At 67.3% G+C, this 22,416-nt stretch carries 14 protein-coding genes; 7 read left to right on the top strand and 7 right to left on the bottom strand.

All coding sequences use genetic code 11. The features are described from left to right. Positions 1-19: 19 nt before the first annotated feature. Positions 20-970, bottom strand: coding sequence for a TAXI family TRAP transporter solute-binding subunit (locus J3367_RS06440; RefSeq protein WP_009211248.1), 951 nt, complete (start codon positions 968-970; stop codon positions 20-22). 188 nt (positions 971-1,158) lie between these two features. On the opposite strand from J3367_RS06440, the gene J3367_RS06435 reads away from it, so the two are divergent. Continuing rightward, positions 1,159-3,330: a malate synthase G gene (locus J3367_RS06435; RefSeq protein ID WP_024350755.1), complete on the top strand. Its 2,172-nt coding sequence runs from the start codon at positions 1,159-1,161 to the stop codon at positions 3,328-3,330. A 206-nt stretch (positions 3,331-3,536) separates the two neighbouring features. Here J3367_RS06435 and phaZ read toward each other — a convergent pair whose 3' ends face one another. From phaZ to polA, 5 genes are all read right to left on the bottom strand, one after another. After that, entirely contained in the window at positions 3,537-5,507 is a 1,971-nt protein-coding gene (phaZ, locus tag J3367_RS06430) for a polyhydroxyalkanoate depolymerase (protein WP_024350756.1), read from the bottom strand. Between the two features lie 256 nt (positions 5,508-5,763). Beyond that, positions 5,764-6,057 (bottom strand): DUF1330 domain-containing protein, encoded by a 294-nt coding sequence (locus tag J3367_RS06425; protein ID WP_024350757.1) that lies wholly within the window; start codon positions 6,055-6,057, stop codon positions 5,764-5,766. A 72-nt stretch (positions 6,058-6,129) separates the two neighbouring features. Next, entirely contained in the window at positions 6,130-6,846 is a 717-nt protein-coding gene (gene pyrF / locus J3367_RS06420) for an orotidine-5'-phosphate decarboxylase (protein ID WP_024350758.1), read from the bottom strand. After that, a complete protein-coding gene (locus J3367_RS06415; RefSeq protein ID WP_024350759.1) occupies positions 6,843-8,090 on the bottom strand; it encodes a PAS domain-containing protein in 1,248 nt (415 codons plus the stop codon). Before J3367_RS06415 ends, pyrF begins: the two co-directional genes overlap by 4 nt. Before the next feature lie 92 nt (positions 8,091-8,182). Then, on the bottom strand, positions 8,183-11,113 hold the full coding sequence (polA, locus tag J3367_RS06410) for a DNA polymerase I (protein ID WP_024350760.1): 2,931 nt from the start codon (positions 11,111-11,113) through the stop codon (positions 8,183-8,185). A gap of 636 nt (positions 11,114-11,749) precedes the next feature. On the opposite strand from polA, the gene J3367_RS06405 reads away from it, so the two are divergent. The 4 genes from J3367_RS06405 to J3367_RS06390 all read left to right on the top strand — a co-directional run bounded on the left by J3367_RS06405 (position 11,750) and on the right by J3367_RS06390 (position 16,372). Beyond that, positions 11,750-12,859, top strand: coding sequence for an S-(hydroxymethyl)glutathione dehydrogenase/class III alcohol dehydrogenase (locus tag J3367_RS06405; protein WP_009211254.1), 1,110 nt, complete (start codon positions 11,750-11,752; stop codon positions 12,857-12,859). Continuing rightward, a complete protein-coding gene (gene fghA / locus J3367_RS06400; RefSeq protein WP_024350761.1) occupies positions 12,859-13,695 on the top strand; it encodes an S-formylglutathione hydrolase in 837 nt (278 codons plus the stop codon). Before J3367_RS06405 ends, fghA begins: the two co-directional genes overlap by 1 nt. Before the next feature lie 169 nt (positions 13,696-13,864). After that, positions 13,865-15,256, top strand: coding sequence for a M20/M25/M40 family metallo-hydrolase (locus J3367_RS06395; protein ID WP_024350762.1), 1,392 nt, complete (start codon positions 13,865-13,867; stop codon positions 15,254-15,256). A gap of 282 nt (positions 15,257-15,538) precedes the next feature. Continuing rightward, entirely contained in the window at positions 15,539-16,372 is an 834-nt protein-coding gene (locus tag J3367_RS06390) for a MipA/OmpV family protein (protein ID WP_024350763.1), read from the top strand. 94 nt (positions 16,373-16,466) lie between these two features. Here J3367_RS06390 and J3367_RS06385 read toward each other — a convergent pair whose 3' ends face one another. Continuing rightward, entirely contained in the window at positions 16,467-17,261 is a 795-nt protein-coding gene (locus tag J3367_RS06385) for an SDR family NAD(P)-dependent oxidoreductase (RefSeq protein WP_024350764.1), read from the bottom strand. 396 nt (positions 17,262-17,657) lie between these two features. Between J3367_RS06385 and J3367_RS06380 the strand changes: the two genes are divergently transcribed. Then, complete coding sequence (locus J3367_RS06380) at positions 17,658-19,925, top strand: transglycosylase domain-containing protein (RefSeq protein ID WP_024350765.1); 2,268 nt, start codon at positions 17,658-17,660, stop codon at positions 19,923-19,925. 508 nt (positions 19,926-20,433) lie between these two features. Next, entirely contained in the window at positions 20,434-22,362 is a 1,929-nt protein-coding gene (dnaK, locus tag J3367_RS06375) for a molecular chaperone DnaK (RefSeq protein ID WP_024350766.1), read from the top strand. The last annotated feature ends 54 nt before the right edge of the window (positions 22,363-22,416 follow it).

Genomic DNA, 22,416 nt, shown 5'->3' with positions numbered 1-22,416 from the left:
AGCGCCGCACATCGTCCGACTAGAGCAGGCCGGCTTCCTTGTAGTAGCGCTCGGCGCCCGGATGCAGCGGCACCGGCAGGTTCTTGCCGGCGGTCTTCGGGTCGATGCCCTCGGCCGCGTTATGGGCGGCGATGAGCTCCGGCAGGTTCTCGAAGAGCTGCTTGGTCATCTGGTAGGCGAGTTCCTCATCGACTTCCGCGGAGGTCACGAGAATGTTGGTGATCGCCAGGGTCGGAACGGCGGCGTCCTGGCCGTCATAGGTGCCGGCCGGGATCTCGGCCGCAGCGAACGGCGCACCGAGCTTCTCGGCGATCTCGGCGGGGACCGCCACGACGGTGATCGGCAGCGAGGAGGCCAGATCGCGGATCGAGGCGACGCCGAGACCGGCGGACTGGAGCGTCGCGTCGAGCTGCCGGTTCTTGATCAGCTCGACGGATTCGGCGAAGGGCAGATATTCGGTCTTGCCGAGATCGTCATAGCTCATCTCGGCGGCGCCGAAGATCGCCCGGGCGTTCAGCTCGGTGCCCGAGGCCGGTGCGCCGACGGACAGGGCCTTGCCCTTCAGGCCGGCCAGATCGGTGATGCCGGATTCCTGCGAGGCGACGATCTGCACGTAGTTCGGATAGATCGCGGCGATGGCGCGCAGGTTCTCGACCGGCTGCTGGAAGCCGGCGTCGGCATTGCCTTCGGCGGCGGCCTTCACCGTGTCGCCGAGGGCGAAGGCGATCTCGCCGCGACCCTGGGTGACGAGGTTGACGTTCTCCACCGAGGCCTTGGTCGACTGGACCTGCGTCTTCACGCCCTCGATGTTGTCGGCATAGACCTTGGCCAGCGCCACGCCCAGCGGATAATAGACGCCCGAGGTGCCGCCCGTCAGGACGTTGATGAACTGCTGGGCCGAGGCGGTGGCCGGCGCGAAGGCCAGGCCCGCGACCACGGCAGAGGCGGCGATGCGGTGGAAAAGCTTCATGAAGTGTCCTCCCAGTGGCGGGCCGACGGGCCCGTTCGGCCAATAAGTACCAGCCGCACGGGAAAGCTCAAGGGTCCGGTACCCCGACCATCGTCGGTGGCAACTTGCCCGGGCGCGGGGCCGTGCCTCGATTGACTTCGCCGATGCCATGTCCGATGTCGATCGCAAAGCATCTCTGGAGGAAGCGCATGCCTGAAATGACAGACGTCCACGGTTTGAGCGTCGCGACGACCCTGAAGACCTTCATCGACAGTGAAGCCCTGCCGGGCACGGGCCTCGAGCCGGACGCCTTCTGGAAGAACTTCTCGGACCTCTTGAACGGCCTGGCGCCGAAGAACCGCGAATTGCTGCAGATCCGCGCGGACATGCAGCGCGCCATCGACGAGTGGCACGTGGCCCGTCGCGGCAAGCCGCAGGACATGGACGAATACCGCGCCTTCCTCGACCAGCTCGGCTACATCGTGCCGGAAGGGCCGGACTTTGCCATCGAGACCGCCAATGTCGATCCGGAGATCGCGCTGGTGCCGGGTCCGCAGCTCGTCGTGCCACTGATGAATGCGCGCTACACGCTGAACGCCGCCAATGCCCGCTGGACCTCGCTCTACGACGCGCTCTACGGCACCGACGCCATGGGCGACATGCCGGAGGGCAAGGGCTATGACCGCGCCCGCGGCGCGCGCGTCGTCACCTGGGCCAAGAGCTTCCTCGACGGTGTCGCGCCGCTGGAAGGCATCTCCCATATCGACGTAACCCGCTACACCGTCGACAGCGGCGCGCTCGTCGCCGAATTCGGCGCGGGCAAGACGGCGCGGCTGAAGACCCCTGCCGCCTTTGCCGGCTACCGCGGCGACGCCTCTGCTCCGACCGCGGTGCTGTTCAAGCACAACGGCCTGCATGTCGAGGTGACGATCGACGCCGAGCACCGGATCGGCAAGAACGACACCGCCCATGTCGCCGACATGCTGATGGAATCGGCCATGTCGACGATCTGCGACTGCGAGGATTCCATCGCCGCGGTCGACGCCGAGGACAAGACCGCCGTCTATCGCAACTGGCTCGGCCTGATGAAGGGCGACCTGGAAGACAGCTTCGAGAAGGGCGGCGAGACCGTCATCCGCAAGCTGAACCCGGATCGCGACTATACCGGCCCCGACGGTTCGACCCTGACGCTGCCGGGCCGCTCGATGCTGCTGATCCGCAATGTCGGCCACCTGATGACCAACCCGGCGATCCGCCTCAAGGACGGCTCGGAGGCGCCGGAAGGCCTGATGGACGCGATGATCACGTCGATGATCGCGCTGCACGACCTGAAGAAGACCGGCGGCCTGCGCAATTCGCGCGCCGGTTCGGTCTACATCGTCAAGCCGAAGATGCACGGCCCCGACGAGGTCGCCTTCTCCAACGAGATCTTCGGCCAGGTCGAGGATGCGCTGGGTCTTGAGCGCTACACGCTGAAGATGGGCATCATGGACGAGGAACGCCGCACGACGGTGAACCTCAAGGAGTGCATCCGCGCCGCCAAGCACCGCGTCTTCTTCATCAACACCGGCTTCCTCGATCGCACCGGCGACGAGATCCACACCTCGATCGAAGCCGGCCCGGTCGTGCGCAAGACCGTCATGAAGGACCGCACCTGGATTCAGGCCTATGAGGACTGGAACGTCGATGTGGGCCTGGCCTGCGGCCTGCGCGGCAAGGCGCAGATCGGCAAGGGCATGTGGGCCATGCCGGCCAAGATGAACGACATGCTCGCCGCCAAGATCGGCCATCCGCAGGCCGGCGCCAACTGCGCCTGGGTGCCGAGCCCGACCGCCGCGACGCTGCACGCGACCCATTATCACACGGTCGACGTGCTCGCCCGGCAGGAGGAGATTGCGCAGAAGGGCCGCCGTGCGGTGCTGTCCGACATCCTCACCATCCCGCTGGCCAACCGCGCCAACTGGCCGGAAGAGCAGGTGAAGGCCGAGCTGCGCAACAACGCCCAGGGCATCCTCGGCTATGTCGTGCGCTGGGTCGACCAGGGCGTCGGCTGCTCCACCGTTCCCGATATCAACGATGTCGGCCTGATGGAGGATCGCGCGACCTGCCGCATCTCGTCCCAGCACATCGCCAACTGGCTGCATCACGGCGTCGTCTCGAAGGACGAGGTCATGGACGCGATGCAGGAAATGGCGGCGAAGGTCGACGCGCAGAACGCCGGCGATCCGGCCTACGAGCCGATGGCCGGTCATTTCGACACGTCGATCGCCTTCAAGGCCGCCTGCGAACTGGTCTTCGAGGGCCGCGAGCAGCCGTCCGGCTACACCGAGCCGGTGCTGCATCGCCGCCGGCTGGAGAAGAAGGCCCAGCAGGCCGGCTGATCAACAGAGAAACGACATCGGCCGCGCCGGTTTCCCGCGCGGCCGATGTGCTTCGGAGAGTAGCGGTTCGGGACGTTTCCGACGCGGAAACCGGCGCACCGATCGCCGGCCCGCCGGTGAGGCGGATGCGCTCACGACGAGCTGACAAGACAACGCGGACGACGCCCCCGGCGCCGTCCGTCATGCCATTCCGTCGAGGCGCCGTTTTAGCGGCGGCGGCGCGTGGCGGCGGCGCGCCGGGTCTGGCGGTTGCCGCCGGTCTCCGGCTTGCCCGCCACCGGCGCCGCAGCCTTTGCCTCCGGCGCCGTGTTCCCTGCGGATGCCGAGGCCGCGACCTGTTCGGGCTTCGCAATATCCGGCTTGGCCGCTGCAATTTTCTCGGCGGGCTTTGCGACTTCGACTGCCGGCTTGGCGGCAGCGACGGTCCCGGCCGGCTTTTCAACCTTCACTGACGGCGTCACCGCTTCGGCCACAGGCTTCGTCTCGGCCGCAGGTGCCGGCTTGGCAGCGCCGGCCGAGGCCGGCTGGTCGTTGGCGGCGGGGCGCGGCTGCGGCGCAGGCGCCTTCGCCGGCTTGGCTTCCGCCACGGGCGCGGATTTGGCAGCAACCTTGCGCGCCGCCGGCTTTCGGGCCGTGGCCGGGGACTTGGCGGTCGTCTTTGCCGCTGTCGTCTTCGCTACGGCCGGCGCGCTCTTCTTCGCCTTGGCCGGAGCCGGGGCAACAGCCTCCGGTGCCGGGGTCACGGCCGCCTGCGCGGCGGCTGCCACGGACTTGGCCGCCCCGCTTTCGGAGACGACGGCGCCGGCCAGAACCGTCTCGCCGGCACCGGTCACGTCCTTGCCGAGGGTTTCTGCCTTGGCCTCGCGCTCGGCGACGGCGCCTTCACGCTCGGGCGTGCCCGTTGCCTTAGCCGGCTGGCCCCGCTTCGGCAGCGAGGCCGCCGAATGGGTGGTGCCGTGGGTCAGGGCGAAATCGACGATGCGCGGGCAGATCTCGGCCCGGAAGCGCGAGCCGTTGAAGACGCCGTAATGGCCGACCTTGGGCTGCACGTAGTGGACGCGCTTGTCGTCGGGGATGTTGACGCACAGATGCTGCGCGGCCTCGGTCTGGCCGACGCCGGAAATGTCGTCGTTCTCGCCTTCGACGGTCAGCAGCGCGGTGCGCCTGATCTTGGTCAGGTCGATCCGCTGGCCGCGATGCATCATCTCGCCCTTCGGCAGCGAGTGCTTGATGAAGACCTCGTCGACGGTCTGCAGGTAGAACTCGGCGGTCAGGTCCATGACCGCGTTGTATTCGTCGTAGAACTCGCGGTGCTTGTCGGCGGAGTCGCCGTCATCCTTGACCAGATGCCAAAAGAATTCCTTGTGGGCCGTCATGTGCCGATCGAGATTCATCGACATGAAGCCGGTCAGCTGCAGGAAGCCCGGATAGACCTGGCGCATGAAGCCCGGCTGCGGGAACGGCACCGGCATCACGACATTGTCCCGGAACCAGTCGATGCCCTTTTCCTGGGCGAGCTGGTTGACCGAGGTCGGATTGATGCGGGTGTCGATCGGGCCGCCCATCAGCGTCATGGTGGCCGGCGCGCAATCGTCGCCCTCGGCCTCCATGTGTGCCACCGCCATCATCACCGGCACGGCCGGCTGGCAGACGCCGATGACATGGGTGTCGGGCCCGAGGAACTGCAGCATCTCGATCAGGTAATCGACATAATCGTCGAGATCGAACTTGCCGTCGGCCAGCGGCACCTTGCGGGCGTCGCGCCAGTCGGTGATGTAGACTTCGGCATAGGGGAGCAGCGCCTCGACCGTCCCGCGCAGCAGCGTCGCGTAGTGGCCGGACATCGGCGCCACCACGAGGAAGCGCGGGTCCTTGCCGTGCCGCTTGGGCAGTTCGCGCTCGAAATGCAGCAACTGACCGAAGGGCTTCTGCCAGACGACCTTGTCCTGCACCGGAATGCGCTGGCCATCGACGACGGTCTCGTGCAGGCCGAATTCCGGCTTGCCGTAGACGCGGGTGGTGCGCTCGAACAACTCGGCGGCGGCCGCCATGGAGCGGCCCACCGGCATGTGGGACAGGGGATTCAGCGGGTTTTCGTAGAACAGCTTCGTGGCGTCCGCGGCGGCGCGGAGCGGGACGAGCGCGGCATGGTTCCATTCATAGAAGTGGTACAGCATCGGCTCTCGCTCGTTTTAGTTTCCGGCAATCTAGCAATTATTGCTGCAATGCACAAATCCGCTCACGGTGCGGCACGCCGGGATGCGCCCTTGCCGACGCGGCTTCCCACGTTGCAACGCAGCGACGACCCCGGCGTTCCGGAGCCGCCGACGACGTTCGGTCAAGCATGCGCCGAAATGCTTGCGCCAGACAGTCACGGGGCCGTCACACCCGGCCATGCAGCTCGGGTGCGAGTCCCATGCGCTGCGGCCGCTGTCAGCCCTCATAGCCCTCGACGATGACCATCTCGGCGTCGGCATAACGCTGCCGGATCGCCTTGGCCTTCTGGTACTGCTCGCTCTCATAGCAGGCACGCGCCGTCTCGACGCTGTCGAACTCGATCACGACGTTGCGGCTGCGCGCCGTACCTTCCAGCTCGACGAAGGGGCCGCCGCGCACCAGGAAGCGCGCGCCATATTCCTTGAAGGCCGGCCCCGCGGTCTCGACATAGCCCTTGTAGCCCTCGGCGTCGTGCACATCGACGCGCGCGATCCAGTATCCCTTGGCCATGATTTTCCCTCCCGTTGCACCACGTCCCCAGCGGCCGCGGCGGCGATGCGTGACATCGGCTTGATTGTGTCGTCAGCCCAGCGCGGCGGCCATTTCGTCGAGAATGGCGATGGCGGCCCGGCGCGGATCGCTGGCGGCCACGATCGGCCGCGCCACCACCAGATGCGAAGCCCCTGCCCGCAGCGCATCGCCGGGCGTCGCCACCCGCTTCTGGTCGCCGGCCGCAGCGCCGGCCGGGCGGATGCCAGGCGTGACGATCGCCATGTCCGGACCGATCAGTTCGCGCATCGGGCCGGCCTCGGACGCGGCCGAGACGATGCCGCCCATGCCGATGTCGCGCGCCTGCTGCGCCCGCCGGGCGACCAGCTCGGGCACGGTGAGGCCGTAGCCCGCATCCTCCAGGTCGGCATCGTCCAGCGAGGTCAGAACGGTGACGCCGAGAAGCGTCAGGGGCGATCCGCTGGCCGCCGCGACCGCCGCCTTCATGGCATGGGGATAGGCATGGATCGTCAGCATCGCGGCGCCGAGCGCCTGGGCGCTCTCGACGCCCTTGGCGACGGTGTTGGAGATGTCGAGGAGCTTGAGGTCGAGGAACACCTGCTTGCCGGCGCGGGCGAGCTCGCTGACCAGCGGCAGGCCGCCGGCATAGGCGAGCTGGTAGCCGATCTTGTACCAGAGCACCTCGTCGCCGAGCGTATCGACGATCGTCTCCGCCTCCGCCCAGGTGGGCACGTCGAGGCCGACGATCAGCCGGTCACGGGCTGCCGCGCGGTTTGTCACTGCATTCAATTGGAATCCTCCGGGGGAATGTCGACGGTCACGACCGTCCCCGCCATCTCGCTGCTGACATCGATCCGGGCGTTCAGCCCTTGCACGAGCGATAGGGTGATCCGTCCGCCGAGGCCACCCTGCGCTTGGGTCCGGCGCTGGCGGGCGAGCGCGTTGCCGCTGGTATCGACGACCTCGCTGCCGGTCTCTGCATCGGCATCGTCGTCGCTGCCGGCGCGGCCATGGCCGATGGATTCGGCGATCTGGCGGGCGACATTGGGCTCTTGCGCCGCATCGGCGGCGCGGGCGCGATCGGCCGGCCGGTCGTCGCTCCGGTAAGGCCACTGGCTGCCGTCGGGCAGGCCGATGCCGTCGTCGGACACGGTCATGCGGATGACGCCGGAGGACAGCATCTTGAGGCGCGCCTCGACCAGTCCTTCCTCGCGGCCCTCGAAGGCATGCTTGAGCGCATTGGTCAGGAGCTCGGAGAACAGGAGCCCGATCCGCGCCGCCCGCTCCACGTCGTCCTCGATGGCGTCGCAGTCGATGTTGACGCGGATCGAGCGACGCCCGTCGAGATGGCCGATGGTCGCCGCGATCCGGCTGACATAGGCGCCCAGCGGCACGCGCTTTGACCGGGTCGACGCGATCCCGGCCTCGGTCATCTCCTGATAGAGCAGCTGCAGGCTCTCGATGCGCCGTGCCAGCGCGTCGAAGGCTTCCTTGCTGGTCTTGGCCCGGGCCTGCATGCGGATCATGCCGACGACCATGGCCAGATGGTTCTTGACCCGGTGCTGGACCTCGCCGAGCGCCGCGTCGATCCGCTCGGCCTCGCCGCCCTGCCGCGACGGGTCGAAATCCGCCCCCTCGCTCATGTCGCGCTGGACGCCGAGGAAGCACTGGAGATTGCGGTCCTCGTCATAGAGCGGCGTGATCATCAGCCGGTTGAGGAACTTCGTGCCGTCGGAGCGGTAATTGACGATGTCGACGGAGAAGTCACGCTCCTCGCGCACGGCCTGCGCCAGCTGGCGAACCTGCGCGGGGTCGGTGTCGTCGCCCTGCAGGAACCGGCAATTGCGGCCGATCACCGCGTCGGAGGAATAGCGGGTGATCTTCTCGAATGCCCGGTTGGCATAGACAATGGGATTGTCGTCCAGATTGGGATTGGTGAGGACCAGAGCCAGCGGCATCTTGGCGAGGGCAGTCGTGCTGATGTCCTCGGGCATGGCGGGCGTGCCATGCGCATCTCCGTCGAAACGCCCCATCGAACCTCTCTCACCGTCGTCTGCCCGCGTGTCGGGCCGTCGGCCAAAGATAAAGCCGATTGCCCGTCAGGCAATGTCCGGATGCCGCCGACCTAGTGCGCCTCGTCCCAGTTCGCCGCGGCCTTGGCATCGACCTCGATCGGCACCGAGAGCTGGACGACCGGCAGGGCCGCTTCCTCCATCACCTTGCGGACCACCGGAATGGTCGCTTCGACCTCCTCGTCCTCGACCTCGAAGATCAGTTCGTCATGGACCTGCAGCAGCATCCGCGCCGACAGGCCGGCGTCGGCCAGCGCGGGCTCCATGCGGATCATGGCGCGGCGGATGATGTCGGCCGCGGTGCCCTGGATCGGCGCGTTGATCGCCGCCCGCTCGTTGAAGGCGCGGATCGAGGCATTGGGCGAGCGGATGTCGGGATAGTGCACCCGCCGGCCGAACAGGGTCTCCACATGGCCGTGTTCCTTGGCGAAGGCCTTGGTGGAATCCATGTAGTCGCGGATGCCGGGGAAGCGCTCGAAATAGCGCTTGATGTAGGTGCCGGCCTCGTCGCGCGGGATCGACAGCTGGTTGGCGAGGCCGAAGGCCGAGATGCCGTAGATGATGCCGAAATTGATCGCCTTGGCGCGGCGGCGGATCTCCGACGGCATGCCCTCCACCGGCACCCCGAACATTTCCGACGCGGTCATTGCGTGAATGTCGAGCCCTTCGCGGAAGGCCTCCTTCAGCTGCGGGATGTCGGCGATATGGGCGAGGATCCGCAATTCGATCTGGCTGTAGTCGGCCGAGACCAGGCTGTGGCCGGCCGGCGCGACGAAGGCGGTGCGGATCGCCCGCCCCTCCTCGGTGCGCACCGGGATGTTCTGCAGGTTCGGCTCAGAGGAGGACAGCCGCCCCGTGGTGGTCGAGGCCATGGAATAGGAGGTGTGGATGCGCCCCTGTGCATCCATGTGACCCGGCAGCGTGTCGGTATAGGTGCCCTTCAGCTTGGTGAGCTGGCGCCAGTCGACGATGCGCCGCGGTAGCGGATGGCCCTCGGCGGCCAGGTCCTCGAGGACGCGCACGTCGGTCGACCACTGGCCGCTCTTGGTCTTCTTGCCGCCGGGCAGGCCGAGCTTGCCGAACAGCACCTCGCCGAGCTGCTTGGGCGAGCCGGGATTGAAGGTTTCCCCGGCGATCTCGGCGATCTCGGCTTCGAGGCCCGCCTGCTTCTGGGCGAAGCGGCCGGACAGGCGCGACAGGATCTGCCGGTCGACCTTGATGCCGCGCTCTTCCATGCGGGCGAGCACGGCGACCAGCGGCCGCTCCAGCCGCTCGTAGACGGAGGCGAGGCCTTCGGCGACCAGGCGCGGCTTGAGCACCTGCCACAGCCGCAGCGTAACGTCGGCATCCTCGGCGGCGTAGGCGGTGACCTTGTCGATGGCGCAGGCGGCGATCGGCTTGGCGCCCTTGCCGGAGCCGCAGAGCTCCTTGTAGCTCATCGGCTTGTGGCCGAGGAAACGCTCCGACAATTCGTCCATGCCGTGGCCGGCCAGCGAGGCCGAGGCGTCGAGGGCGTAGGAGATCAGCATGGTGTCGTCGAAGGGCGCCATGGTGATGCCGTGGCGGCGCATGACGAGATAGTCATATTTGACGTTCTGGCCGATCTTCAGGACGGCATCGTCCTCCAGCACCGGCTTCAGGATGGCCAGCGCCTCGTCCATCGGCAGCTGCGGACCGATCTCGTCCTCCACCGCCTTGTCGGACAGGAGGTCGGCCTCGCCCGACGGCGAGACATGGGCGAGCGGCACATAGGCGGCGCGGCCCGCTTTCGTGGCGAACGACACGCCGACGAGGTCGCATTTCATCGCCGACAGCGAACTCGCCTCGGTATCGAAGGCGAGAAGGCCGGTCTCGCGCGCCTCGTCCATCCATGCCGACAGCGTCGCCGCGTCGCGGATGGTGACATAGGCGCTGAGGTCGAAGACCGCGGCCGCGGCAGCCGCCCGGCGGCTTTCGACGAGGGCTGAGGGCGTCAGCGGCAGGGCGGCGTCGCCGGCACCGGGCGCAGCAACGGCCGATCCGGCCGGGTCGAGGTCGGGCCCGCGCGCCGGCGTGTCGACGGCGATCGCCGCGCTCTCGACCTCGGAGGCATCGGTGCCGAGCTGGGCCGCGGCCCGGCGGGTCAGGGAGGTGAACTCCATCGCCTTCAGGAAGGAGATCAGCTTCTCGCCATCCGGCTCGTGGATGAACAGGTCGTCCAGCGGCACGTCGAGGGGCGTGTTCTGGTCGAGGGTGACCAGTGTCTTCGACAGCCGCGCCTGGTCGGCGAAGGCGATCAGGTTCTCGCGGCGCTTGTTCTGCTTGATCTCGGCGGCGCGCTCCAGCAGCGTTTCGAGATCGCCATATTCCGCCAGCAGCTGCGCGGCGGTCTTCGGGCCGATGCCCGGCACGCCCGGCACGTTGTCGGAGGTGTCGCCGACCAGCGCCTGCAGGTCGATCATCTTGTCCGGATGAACGCCGAACTTCTCCTTCACCTCGTCGGGGCCGAGGCGCTTGTCCTTCATCTGGTCGTAGAGGATGACCCGCGGCCCGACGAGCTGCATCAGATCCTTGTCGGAGGAGACGATGGTCACGTCGCCGCCCGCCTCGACGGCATGGCGCGTATAGGTGGCGATCAGGTCGTCGGCCTCGAAACCCTGCTTCTCGATGCAGGGCAGGTCGAAGGCGCGCACCGCCTCGCGGATCAGCGCGAATTGCGGGACGAGGTCCTCGGGCGGCGCCTCGCGATTGGCCTTGTAGTCGGCATAGAGCTCGTTGCGGAAGGTCGTCGAGGAATGGTCGAAGATCACCGCGAAATGGGTCGGCGCGACGCCGACCGAGGTATCGCGGGATTCCTCGACCAGCTTCCACAGCATGTTGCAGAAGCCCGAGACGGCGCCGACCGGCAGGCCGTCGGACTTGCGCGTCAGCGGCGGCAGCGCGTGGTAGGCCCGGAAGATATACGCCGATCCGTCGACGAGGAAGAGATGGTCGCCCTTGTTCATGGGCCGGTCGTAGCTTGGCGTCTCGCGCGAGTCCATCCGGTTTGCGGCCTCTCCAAAGCGTCTGCCGGCATGGCCCGGAGACGGGGTTGCCGCCGCCGTTTCTGCGCCTTTCCCGGGCCGCGGCGCGGCGCGCTGGCGCACAAATTAGCCCGCCCCCCTTGCAATCACACGATTGTTGCTGTTTGTTACGGTTTGGCAATGGTGCGATCACGGCGATGTGATCGCCCTTCACGAGTCCATTGCTTGATTTCCCCCACCCCACGACGCATCTCTTGTTCAACGACGCCCCGAGCGTCGTGTTCGGCCACAAGCACGTCCCCCGCTTATGTGCCGGAATGGAGAGCGACACGGCCCCTTTCCCCCTCTCCGGGGCGCGCCGCTCGGACTAAGCGAGAGAGTCGTTGCGGTGTATCCCCCTCCAGGCCGCGGCGGCTCTCTTCTCGCGTCCCCACCCCTCTTCCAGACCATCATCGTCGCAGGCTGAATCTCGTCGGCTGCTATCGCTTCGGCGCTGATCGCAAGCGTTTGTCGCGGCTTGCCGGCTGCCATTTGTCGGCGCCGACCGCCTTTCGGGGTATTTGCATCGCGGCCCGAAACGTCTAGCAGGAACCCGGCACCGACAGTCTGGAGACCTCTATGAAGACCCGCGCCGCCGTCGCATTCGAAGCCAAGAAGCCGCTGGAGATCGTCGAACTCGACCTCGAAGGCCCCAAAGCCGGCGAGGTCCTCGTCGAGATCATGGCGACCGGCATCTGCCATACCGATGCCTACACGCTGGACGGCCTCGATTCGGAAGGCCTGTTCCCCTCGGTCCTCGGCCATGAGGGCGCGGGCATCGTCCGCGAGGTCGGCGCTGGCGTCACCTATGTGAAGCCCGGGGACCACGTGATTCCGCTCTACACGCCGGAATGCCGCCAGTGTAAGTCGTGCCTGTCGGGCAAGACCAATCTGTGCACCGCCATCCGTGCCACCCAGGGCAAGGGCGTCATGCCCGACGGCACCTCGCGCTTCTCCTACAAGGGCAAGCCGATCTACCATTACATGGGCTGCTCGACCTTCTCGAACTTCACCGTGCTGCCCGAGATCGCGGTCGCCAAGATCCGCGAAGACGCGCCCTTCAAGACCTCCTGCTATTGCGGCTGCGGCGTGACCACCGGCGTCGGCGCCGTGGTCAACACCGCCAAGGTCGAGCCGGGCGCCAATGTCGTGGTCTTCGGCCTCGGCGGCATCGGCCTGAACGTCATCCAGGGCGCCCGCCTCGTCGGTGCCGACAAGATCATCGGCGTCGATCTCAACAACGACAAGAAGGAATGGGGCGAGCGCTTCGGCATGACCCATTTCGTCAATCCGAAGGAGATCGAGGGCGACATCGTCGCGCATCTGGTCGAGCTGACCGGCGGCGGCGCCGACTACACCTTCGACTGCACCGGCAACACCATGGTCATGCGCCAGGCGCTGGAAGCCTGCCATCGCGGCTGGGGCGTCTCCGTGGTCATCGGCGTCGCCGAGGCCGGCAAGGAGATCTCGACCCGGCCGTTCCAGCTCGTCACCGGCCGCGTCTGGAAGGGCTCGGCCTTCGGTGGCGCGCGCGGGCGCACCGACACGCCGAAGATCGTCGACTGGTACATGGACGGCAAGATCCAGATCGACCCGATGATCACCCACACGCTGACGCTCGAAGAGATCAACAAGGGCTTCGACCTGATGCATGAGGGCAAGTCGATCCGTTCGGTGGTGGTGTTCTGATGAAGACCGTCTCCACCAACACCGCCCATGGCGGCGTGCAGGGGGTCTACCGCCACGCCTCGAAGGAAACCGGCACCGAGATGACCTTCTCGGTGTTCGTGCCGCCGCACGCCGACGGCGCGAAGCTGCCGGTGGTCTGGTACCTGTCGGGCCTCACCTGCACCCATGCCAACGTCACCGAAAAGGGCGAGTACCGGCGCATCTGCGCCGAGCTCGGCCTGATCTTCGTGGCGCCGGACACCAGCCCGCGCGGCGAAGGCGTGCCGGACGATGCCGAGGGCGCCTACGATTTCGGCCTCGGCGCCGGCTTCTACGTCGACGCCACGCAGGCGCCCTTCGCCGAGAACTACCGCATGTGGTCCTATGTCACCGAGGAACTGCCGGCGCTCGTCGCAGCCGAATTTCCGGCCGACATGGCCCGGCAGTCGATCCTCGGCCATTCCATGGGCGGCCATGGCGCCCTGACCATCGGCCTGACCCATCCGGACCGCTACAAGGCCGTCTCGGCCTTCGCGCCGATCGTCGCGCCTGGCCAGGTGCCGTGGGGCCACAAGGCCCTGCCGCTCTATCTCGGCGACGACAAGGCCGCGTGGCGCAAGCACGACGCGGTGGCGCTGATCGAGGACGGCGCGCGGGTGAAGGACCTTCTGGTCGACCAGGGCGAGGCCGACAATTTCCTCGCCGAGCAGCTGAAGCCGGAACTCCTGGAAAAGGCCTGCGCCGATGCCGGGATCGCGCTGACGCTGCGGCGCCAGCCGGGCTACGACCACAGCTACTACTTCATCTCCACCTTCATGGAAGACCATCTGCGCTGGCACGCCGAACGGCTGGGCTAAGCGCGCGACATCCTGCCGGGCGGCACCACGACGCGCCGCCCGGCATCGGCCTTGATCCCCACCCGATGTCTCCCGTAACGAAGGACATCGCGTGCCTGCGCCCCATCTTCACGGGCACGACCCGGCCCCGCCCGCCGCGCGGCCGCTCCCTTGCAGAAACGGATCTCCCATGGCCAATCTCGACAGCGTCCTTGCCTGCCTCGACCTCAATCTCGAGCGCTCGCTCGGCCGGCTCACCGATCTCCTGAAAATCCCGTCGATCTCCACCGATCCGGCCTATGCCGCCGATTGCCGCCGCGCGGCGGAATATCTCGTCGGCGACCTCGACGCGATCGGCTTCGACGCCTCGCTGCGCGAGACGCCGGGCCACCCGATGGTCGTCGCCCATCACGACGGGCCGGACGGCGCGCCGCACGTCCTGTTCTACGGCCATTACGACGTCCAGCCGGTCGACCCGCTGGAGTTGTGGGAGACCGCGCCCTTCGAGCCCGTCGTCAAGGACGGCCCGGACGGCACCAAGCGGATCGTGGCGCGCGGTTCGGCGGACGACAAGGGCCAGCTGATGACCTTCATCGAGGCCTGCCGCGCCTACAAGGCCGAGACCGGCGGCCTGCCCTGCAAGGTCACGATCTTCCTCGAGGGCGAGGAGGAATCCGGTTCGCCCTCGCTGACCCCGTTCCTCGACGCCAATCGCGACGAACTGTCGGCCGACGTGGCGCTGGTCTGCGACACCAATATGTGGGACCGCGAGACCCCGGCGATCTCGACCGGCCTGCGCGGCCTCGTCGGCGAGGAAATCGTCCTGACGGCGGCGAACCAGGACCTGCATTCGGGCTATTTCGGCGGCGCCGCGCAAAACCCGATCCGGGTCCTCGCCCGCATCCTTGCCGACATCCACGACGCCGACGGCCGCGTCACCGTCCCCGGCTTCTACGACGGCGTCCAGGACATTCCGGACGAGGTGCGCGCCATCTGGGACGGGCTCGACTTCTCGGCCGAGGAATTCCTCGGCTCGGTCGGCCTGTCGGTGCCGGCCGGCGAGACCGGTCGCTCGGTGCTGGAGCAGGTCTGGGCGCGCCCGACGGCGGAATTCAACGGCATTTCCGGCGGCTATACCGGCAAGGGCTTCAAGACCGTCATCGCCTCGCAGGCGATGGTGAAGGTCTCCTTCCGGCTGGTCGCCGGCCAGGACCCGGACAAGATCCGCGCCGCCTTCCGCGCCTTCGTCGAAGCCCGCCTGCCGGCCGATTGCTCGGTCGAATACCATCCCCATGGCGGCTCGCCGGCGATCCAGCTCCCCTTCGATTCGCCCTGGCTCGGCAAGGCGCGCGCCGCGCTCTCGGACGAATGGCCGAAGCCCGCCGTGATGATCGGCATGGGCGGCTCGATCCCCGTGGTGGGCGAGTTCAAGGCGCGGCTCGGCATGGAATCGCTGCTGATCGGCTTCGGCCTCGGCGACGACCGCATCCATTCGCCGAACGAAAAGTACGAGATGAGCTCCTTCCACAAGGGCCAGCGCTCCTGGGCCCGCGTACTGGCGGCGCTGGGCGCCGGCGACTGAGATTTCGCCCGGGTTCTCCGACCGCTCGAACGAAAGGGCGCGGCGCCAACCGGCGGCCGCGCCCTTTGCCTGTCGGACCGAGGGTTTTCCAGGCGCGCAATCGCCCCCTGCCGGCCTGCGCCATCCCGTCACTGTGCCTGCGGCGCAACGGCGCCCCGGCAAAGCGTCGGCGGGGCTCTTCCGGCAATTGATGGATCGCGAATTTCCCGTATGAACGAAGGCAACAACACGCCACGCGGTCCGATGGATCGAAGAATGGCGTGACAGGCTGGAGTATCAGACATGCGCATTCGTACCGCCGCCTCGGCCCTCGCCCTGCTGCTCGCGACCTCGCTGAGCGCGGCTGCCGCCGATGCCGTCTACGCCCCCTACGACCCGGCCCCGGCGCCGCTGGCGCCCGCCGCCAACGACTATGGCGATACCGACTTCGTCTTCGAGCTCGGCATCTCCGGCATCGTGTCGCCGGAATATCTCGGCTCGGACGAGTACCAGATCAATCCGTCGCCGATCATCAGCGTCGAATATCTGAACCTGCCGGGCATCGGCTCCTTCGGCGGCAAGGACGGCCTCGGCCTGTCGATCGGACCCTCCTTCGACTATATCGGCGACCGCGACGCGAGCGACTATTCGGAGCTGACCGGCCTCGACGATCTCGATGCCACCTACGAGCTCGGCCTGAAGGCCAGCTACGAGTGGCAGAGCGCCGAAGTCTACGGCGCCGTGCGCTATGCCTTCGGCGGTGCCGACGGCTTCGTCGGCGACATTGGCGCGAATCTGATCGCCCGGCCGACCGAGCGCCTGGTGCTGAAGGCCGGTCCGACCGCCAGCTTCGCCTCCAGCGACTACATGGATTCCTATTTCGGCGTCAGCGCCCGCGAATCGGTTGCGTCCGGCTTCCGCCTTGGCGCCTACGATCCCGATGGCGGCTTCAAGAGCGTCGGCGTCGCCGCTTCGGCGCGCTACGAGATCTTCACCGACTGGTTCATCAATGCCGACGCCAAATACGACCGGCTGGTCGGCGACGCCAAGGATTCCCCGATCGTGCAGGCGGGCGACGAGAACCAGTATTTCTTCGGCCTCGGCGTCTCCAAGCGCTTCTCGCTCGACCTCTGGTAGGACGGCCGGCTTTCAGCGCTTTTCTCTTCAAGGGCCCGGTCGCCAGCGACCGGGCCCTTTTCGTATCGGGCGCCGCGCGCCGGTAGCTTAATCGTCAGGCGATGGTGTCGACCACGCCGCCATCGACGCGCAAGGCCGCGCCGGTGGTCGCCGACGCCTCCTTCGAGCAGGCATAGACGATCATGTTGGCGACCTCCTCGACCGTCGCGGGTCGGCCGATGATCGAGCTCGGCCGCGCCGCCTTGACGAAGGCGACGCCCGCCTCCTCGATCGAGATGCCCTGTTCCGACGCCATCTCCGCCAGCATCCCCTCGACACCCTCCGACATGGTCGGTCCGGGCAGCACCGAATTGACGGTGACGCCGGAGCCGCCGGCCAGCTTGGCGAGCCCCCGCGAAACCGACAACAGCGCGGTCTTGGTGAAGCCGTAATGGATCATGTCGGCGGGAATGTTCAGCGCCGATTCCGACGACAGGAACACCAAGCGCCCCCAGCCGCGCTCCATCATGGCCGGCATCCACGCCCGCGACAGGCGCACGCCGGACATGACGTTGAGCTGGAAGAAATCCTCCCAGACATCGTCCCCGATCTCGAAGAAGGGTTTCGGCCCGAAGATCCCGACATTGTTGACGACGATGTCGGGGTCGGGCACGGCGCGGACGAGCGCCTTGCAGCCGTCGGCGGTCATCAGGTCGGCGGCGGCGCCCGAGACGTCGGCGCGCGGCACGGCGTCGACCACCTTGCGCACGGCGGTCTCCACCCGGTCCTCGCCGCGCCCGTTCACCACCACGCTGGCGCCGGCACGGGCAAGGCCGATGGCCGCGGCCAGACCGATCCCGCCGGTCGAACCGGTGACCACGGCGCGCTTGCCGGACAGGTCGATGTTCATGGCGTCTTCCTTCTCGCAAATCTCCGGGTCGGGGCGCCAGGCGTCCCCGTTTCGGCGGGACATGGCGCAGCGCTTCGGGCGCATCAATGGGGTCTCGGGGCGCGCCCGACGGCTGGCAGGTGGGGGTTCGCGGCGTTCCGGCCGCTGCCGCATTGCTTAATGCCCCGTTAATTCGCCGCATTTAAGCTGCATCGCGGATCTGCGGAGACGTTTGCGACGGGGCTTGGGGGCCCGGTCGGTTGGCGCATGGACCGGTCCGACGCAAGTCGGCGATCCGGCCGGGCGACGTCTCCTGCGCGACACTTGGGGTTGGAGGCCGATCCGCGCGCGACGCGCAACGGCCTTCGCGTAACGAACAGGACCGGCCCTGCCGGTTCGTGAGGGAAAGACGTCCGAATGGCGGCACGACGGCACGAGCGCATCGAACCCAGCTTCGGCGGTTCCGAACTCGGCGACGACGACTTCCGCATCAGCGCCGACGATCGCGCCGTTCCGAACGCTTCCAGCGGTCCGCGCCGCAAGACCGCGAAGAAACCCGTCAACGACCGCAAGACGGCCAAGCCCGCCGCCTCCAGCCGGCGCGGCCGCGGCAAGACGCAGGGCGGCGGTGGCTCGGGCCGTGGCGGAGGACGCCGCCGGCGCAGCTTCCTCGGCCATGTCTTCCGGCTGTTCCTGATGCTCGGCGTCGTCGGCGGGCTGACGGTGGCGGCCGTGGTCGGCTACATGGCCGTCAAGCTGCCGCAGGAAGCCTGGGCGATCCCGGACCGGCCGCCCAACGTCAAGATCGTCTCGGTAGCCGGCGAGCTGATGGCCAATCGCGGCCTGACCGGCGGCAAGGAAGTCTCGCTGGACGAGATGAGCCCCTATATCCCGCAGGCGGTGATCGCCATCGAGGACCGGCGCTTCTACGACCATTGGGGCGTCGATCCGATCGGCATCACCCGCGCCTTCATGCAGAACATGGCGGCCGGCGAAACCGTGCAGGGCGGCTCGACCCTGACCCAGCAGCTCGCCAAGAACGTCTTCCTCAATCCCGACCAGACCATCCGCCGCAAGATACAGGAAGCGATCCTGGCTTTGTGGCTGGAGCAGAAATTCACCAAGGACCAGATCCTCGAGATGTATCTGAACCGGGTCTATTTCGGCTCCGGTTCGACCGGCGTCGAGGCAGCGTCCCGGCGCTATTTCGACAAGCCGGCCGAAGAGGTGAATCTTGGTGAGGCAGCGCTGCTGGCGGGCCTCCTGAAGGCGCCCTCGCGGCTGTCGCCGGCCAACGATCCGGCCGCCGCCAAGGCGCGGGCCGAAGTGGTGCTGGCGGCGATGCGCGACGAGGGCTTCATCAGCCAGGCCGAATATGCCGACGCCAAGGCCCAGAAGCCGACCAATGCCAAGAGCTACTGGACGGGCGGCGAGCATTACGCCGCCGATCTGGTGATGCGCGACATCAAGCAGCTGGTCGGCGACATCGACCAGGACGTCATCGTCGAGACCACCATCGACCTCGCCCTCGAGAAGAAGGCCGAGGAGGTCGTGCGCAAGACCGTCGACGGCGCCTCGCAGAATGTCAGCCAGGGCGCCCTCGTGGCGGTGGACGGCACCGGTGCGATCCGCGCGCTGGTCGGCGGCCGCGACTATGCCCAGAGCCAGTTCAACCGCGCGGTCGACGCCAAGCGCCAGCCGGGCTCGACCTTCAAGCCCTTCGTCTACGCCACCGCTCTCGAAAAGGGCTGGCGGCCGGAATCGATCATCGACGACGCCCCGGTGCGGATCGGAAACTGGTCGCCGCAGAACTACGACAACAAGTTCCGCGGTCCGGTCACCGTCGCCGACGCCCTGCGCCAGTCGCTCAACACCGTCGCGGCGCGGCTGGTGGACAGCGCCGGCGCCGACGCGGTGATCGAGACGGCGCATCGCATGGGCATCAAGTCCGACCTCGTCGACAACGCCTCCATCGCGCTCGGCACCTCGGAAGTCTCGCTGGTCGAACTGACCGGTGCCTTCACGGCACTGGCCAATGGCGGCTACCGCGCGACGCCGCATCTGGTGAACCGCGTCGTCACCGAGCAGGGCAAGGTGGTGTGGGAACGGGGCGCCGAAGTGCCGCCTGTCGTCGTCTCACCGGAGATCGTGGGCATGATGAACGCCATGCTGACGCGCGTCGTGTCGGCCGGCACCGGGCGCAGGGCGGCGATCGACGGCTGGCAGGCCGCCGGCAAGACCGGCACGACCCAGGACTTCAAGGACGCCTGGTTCGTCGGCTACACGGCCAATCTCACCACCGGCGTGTGGCTGGGCAACGACAATGGCGCCAAGATGCGCAAGGTCACCGGCGGCTCGCTGCCGGCCGAGGCCTGGCACGATTTCATGACGGCCGCCCATGAGGGGCTCGACCCGATCCCGCTGCCCGGCGACTACCGGATCGGCGAGGCGCAGGCGCCGCTGACGGCCGATAGCGGCTATTCGGATGGCGGGTTCTACGAGGGGGAATCGGCCGATCCCTATTACCGTCAGAACGGCGAGGCGCCTATCCCGCCGCAGGGTCTGCCGGCCGAAGGGGGCGGCCGCGTCTATGACAGCGCACCGCCGCCGGGGGTGACCGTCGAGGGGCCGGCCCGGGGCCGCTCCAGCGACCGCTCGCTGTTCAGAAGCATCTTCGGGGGCTGACCGGCCCTTGCATTGGCCGGCGGCCTGTCCGCCGGCTGTCTTTCTCGGTTCTGCGCGTTCGAGGACCTTCCGCGACCCTTGGGGCCGCGTGAGGTGGACGCGTCGCGTCGAGTCCTTACAGGACGCCGAGCAGCGACAGGACGATGGCGACGACGACGACCAGGCCGACGAGATAGATGATGCTGTTCATGGCTTGTCTCCTTCAGACCGGCAGGAGGCGGACCATCCGCGCGCCGGCGTATTCGGTGGGGTAAGTCCCGACCGTCCGTTGCGGTTCCAACCATTTTCGGATTCAGCCGCCCGCAAGGCCCGCAGGACGCGAACTCACGAAAGCGCGACCATCCGTCTTGCACCCCCAAATGCCACTTCATATATACCCGCCAGCCCCGCCGAAGCCGGCGACGCAGTCGTTTCGGCCCTGCGGTTCATCCCAGAATTTCCAGGGGCTGCCCAATCCGGAATGCCTCTTCGAGGGTCCCGGGCGGCTCGCTAAACAAGGAGACTATGCATGGCGAAGGTAATCGGAATCGACCTTGGCACGACCAATTCCTGCATCGCGGTCATGGACGGCAAGAACGCCAAGGTGATCGAGAATGCCGAGGGCGCGCGCACCACGCCCTCCATGGTGGCCTTCACCGACGATGGCGAGCGCCTCGTCGGCCAGCCGGCCAAGCGCCAGGCGGTGACCAATCCCGAAGACACGCTGTTTGCGATCAAGCGCCTGATCGGCCGGACCTTCCAGGATCCGACGACGCAAAAAGACAAGGGCATGGTCCCCTACAAGATCGTCAATGCCGACAATGGCGACGCCTGGGTCGAGGCGGCCGGCGAGAAATATTCGCCCTCGCAGATCTCGGCGATGATCCTGCAGAAGATGAAGGAAACCGCCGAGGCCTATCTCGGCGAGAAGGTCGAGAAGGCGGTCATCACCGTTCCGGCCTACTTCAACGACGCCCAGCGTCAGGCGACCAAGGACGCCGGCAAGATCGCCGGTCTCGACGTCCTGCGCATCATCAACGAGCCGACCGCGGCGGCGCTGGCCTACGGCCTCGACAAGAACGACGGCAAGACCATCGCGGTCTACGATCTGGGCGGCGGCACCTTCGACGTGTCGGTCCTGGAGATCGGTGATGGCGTCTTCGAGGTGAAGTCCACCAATGGCGACACCTTCCTCGGCGGCGAAGACTTCGACATGCGTCTGGTCGATTACTTCGCCTCGGAGTTCAAGAAGGACCAGGGCATCGACCTGAAGAACGACAAGCTCGCCCTGCAGCGCCTCAAGGAGGCCGCCGAAAAGGCCAAGATCGAGCTGTCCTCGGCCTCGCAGACCGAAATCAACCTGCCGTTCATCACCGCCGATGCGTCGGGTCCCAAGCACCTGACCATGAAGCTGACCCGCTCCAAGTTCGAGAGCCTGGTGGACGACCTCGTGCAGCGCACGATGGATCCGTGCAAGGCGGCCCTCAAGGATGCCGGCGTCACCGCGTCGGACATCGACGAGGTCGTTCTGGTCGGCGGCATGACCCGCATGCCGAAGGTCCAGGAAGCGGTGAAGAACCTGTTCGGCAAGGAGCCGCACAAGGGCGTCAACCCGGATGAGGTCGTCGCGATGGGCGCCGCCATCCAGGCCGGCGTGCTGCAGGGCGACGTCAAGGACGTGCTGCTGCTCGACGTGACGCCGCTGTCGCTCGGCATCGAGACGCTGGGTGGCGTGTTCACTCGCCTGATCGATCGCAACACGACGATCCCGACCAAGAAGAGCCAGGTGTTCTCCACCGCCGAGGACTCGCAGAACGCCGTGACCATCCAGGTCTTCCAGGGCGAACGCGAGATGGCGCAGGACAACAAGTCGCTCGGCCGGTTCAACCTCGAGGGCATCCCGCCGGCACCGCGCGGCGTGCCGCAGATCGAGGTCACCTTCGACATCGACGCCAACGGCATCGTCAACGTGTCGGCCAAGGACAAGGGCACCAACAAGGAGCAGCGGATCACCATCCAGGCTTCCGGTGGTCTGTCCGACGCCGATATCGAGCAGATGGTCAAGGACGCCGAGGCCAATGCCGACGCCGACAAGAAGCGTCGCGCGGCCGTCGAGGCGAAGAACCAGGCCGAGAGCCTGCTGCATTCGGCCGAGAAGTCGCTCGAGGATTACGGCGACAAGGTCTCCGAGGAAGATCGCGCTGCGATCAGCGCGGCGATCGAGGACCTGAAGGCCGAAGTCGAGAAGCCGGAAGCCGACGCCGAGGCCATCAAGGCCAAGAGCGACCGGCTCGCCGAAGCGTCGATGAAGCTCGGCCAGGCCATGTACGAGGCCGCCCAGGCCGAACAGCCCGAGGGCGAGGACGGCGCCGATGCGTCGGAAGCGGCCAAGGACGACGTCGTCGATGCGGACTTCGAGGAAGTCAACGACGACGCGGACCAGAAGAAGTCGGCCTGATCCAACAGGCAGCGGGCGGGCCGGATCGGCCTGCCCGCCGATCGCCAAGACCTG

The organism is Aurantimonas sp. NFXS3, from assembly GCF_049132005.1.
GTDB classification, from domain to species: Bacteria; Pseudomonadota; Alphaproteobacteria; order Rhizobiales; family Rhizobiaceae; genus Aurantimonas; species Aurantimonas coralicida.
The sequence above is the reverse complement of the archived record's forward strand: the minus strand, read 5'-3'. Positions and strand labels throughout refer to the sequence as shown.

Excerpts from the sequence above, each read along its gene's own strand:
- J3367_RS06440 (WP_009211248.1), bottom strand. The coding sequence starts at position 970 with ATGAAGCTTTTCCACCGCATCGCCGCCTCTGCCGTGGTCGCGGGCCTG.
- J3367_RS06435 (WP_024350755.1), top strand. The coding sequence starts at position 1,159 with ATGCCTGAAATGACAGACGTCCACGGTTTGAGCGTCGCGACGACCCTG.
- phaZ (WP_024350756.1), bottom strand. The coding sequence starts at position 5,507 with ATGCTGTACCACTTCTATGAATGGAACCATGCCGCGCTCGTCCCGCTC.
- J3367_RS06425 (WP_024350757.1), bottom strand. The coding sequence starts at position 6,057 with ATGGCCAAGGGATACTGGATCGCGCGCGTCGATGTGCACGACGCCGAG.
- J3367_RS06415 (WP_024350759.1), bottom strand. The coding sequence starts at position 8,090 with ATGGGGCGTTTCGACGGAGATGCGCATGGCACGCCCGCCATGCCCGAG.
- polA (WP_024350760.1), bottom strand. The coding sequence starts at position 11,113 with ATGAACAAGGGCGACCATCTCTTCCTCGTCGACGGATCGGCGTATATC.
- J3367_RS06405 (WP_009211254.1), top strand. The coding sequence starts at position 11,750 with ATGAAGACCCGCGCCGCCGTCGCATTCGAAGCCAAGAAGCCGCTGGAG.
- fghA (WP_024350761.1), top strand. The coding sequence starts at position 12,859 with ATGAAGACCGTCTCCACCAACACCGCCCATGGCGGCGTGCAGGGGGTC.
- J3367_RS06395 (WP_024350762.1), top strand. The coding sequence starts at position 13,865 with ATGGCCAATCTCGACAGCGTCCTTGCCTGCCTCGACCTCAATCTCGAG.
- J3367_RS06390 (WP_024350763.1), top strand. The coding sequence starts at position 15,539 with ATGCGCATTCGTACCGCCGCCTCGGCCCTCGCCCTGCTGCTCGCGACC.
- J3367_RS06385 (WP_024350764.1), bottom strand. The coding sequence starts at position 17,261 with ATGAACATCGACCTGTCCGGCAAGCGCGCCGTGGTCACCGGTTCGACC.
- J3367_RS06380 (WP_024350765.1), top strand. The coding sequence starts at position 17,658 with ATGGCGGCACGACGGCACGAGCGCATCGAACCCAGCTTCGGCGGTTCC.
- dnaK (WP_024350766.1), top strand. The coding sequence starts at position 20,434 with ATGGCGAAGGTAATCGGAATCGACCTTGGCACGACCAATTCCTGCATC.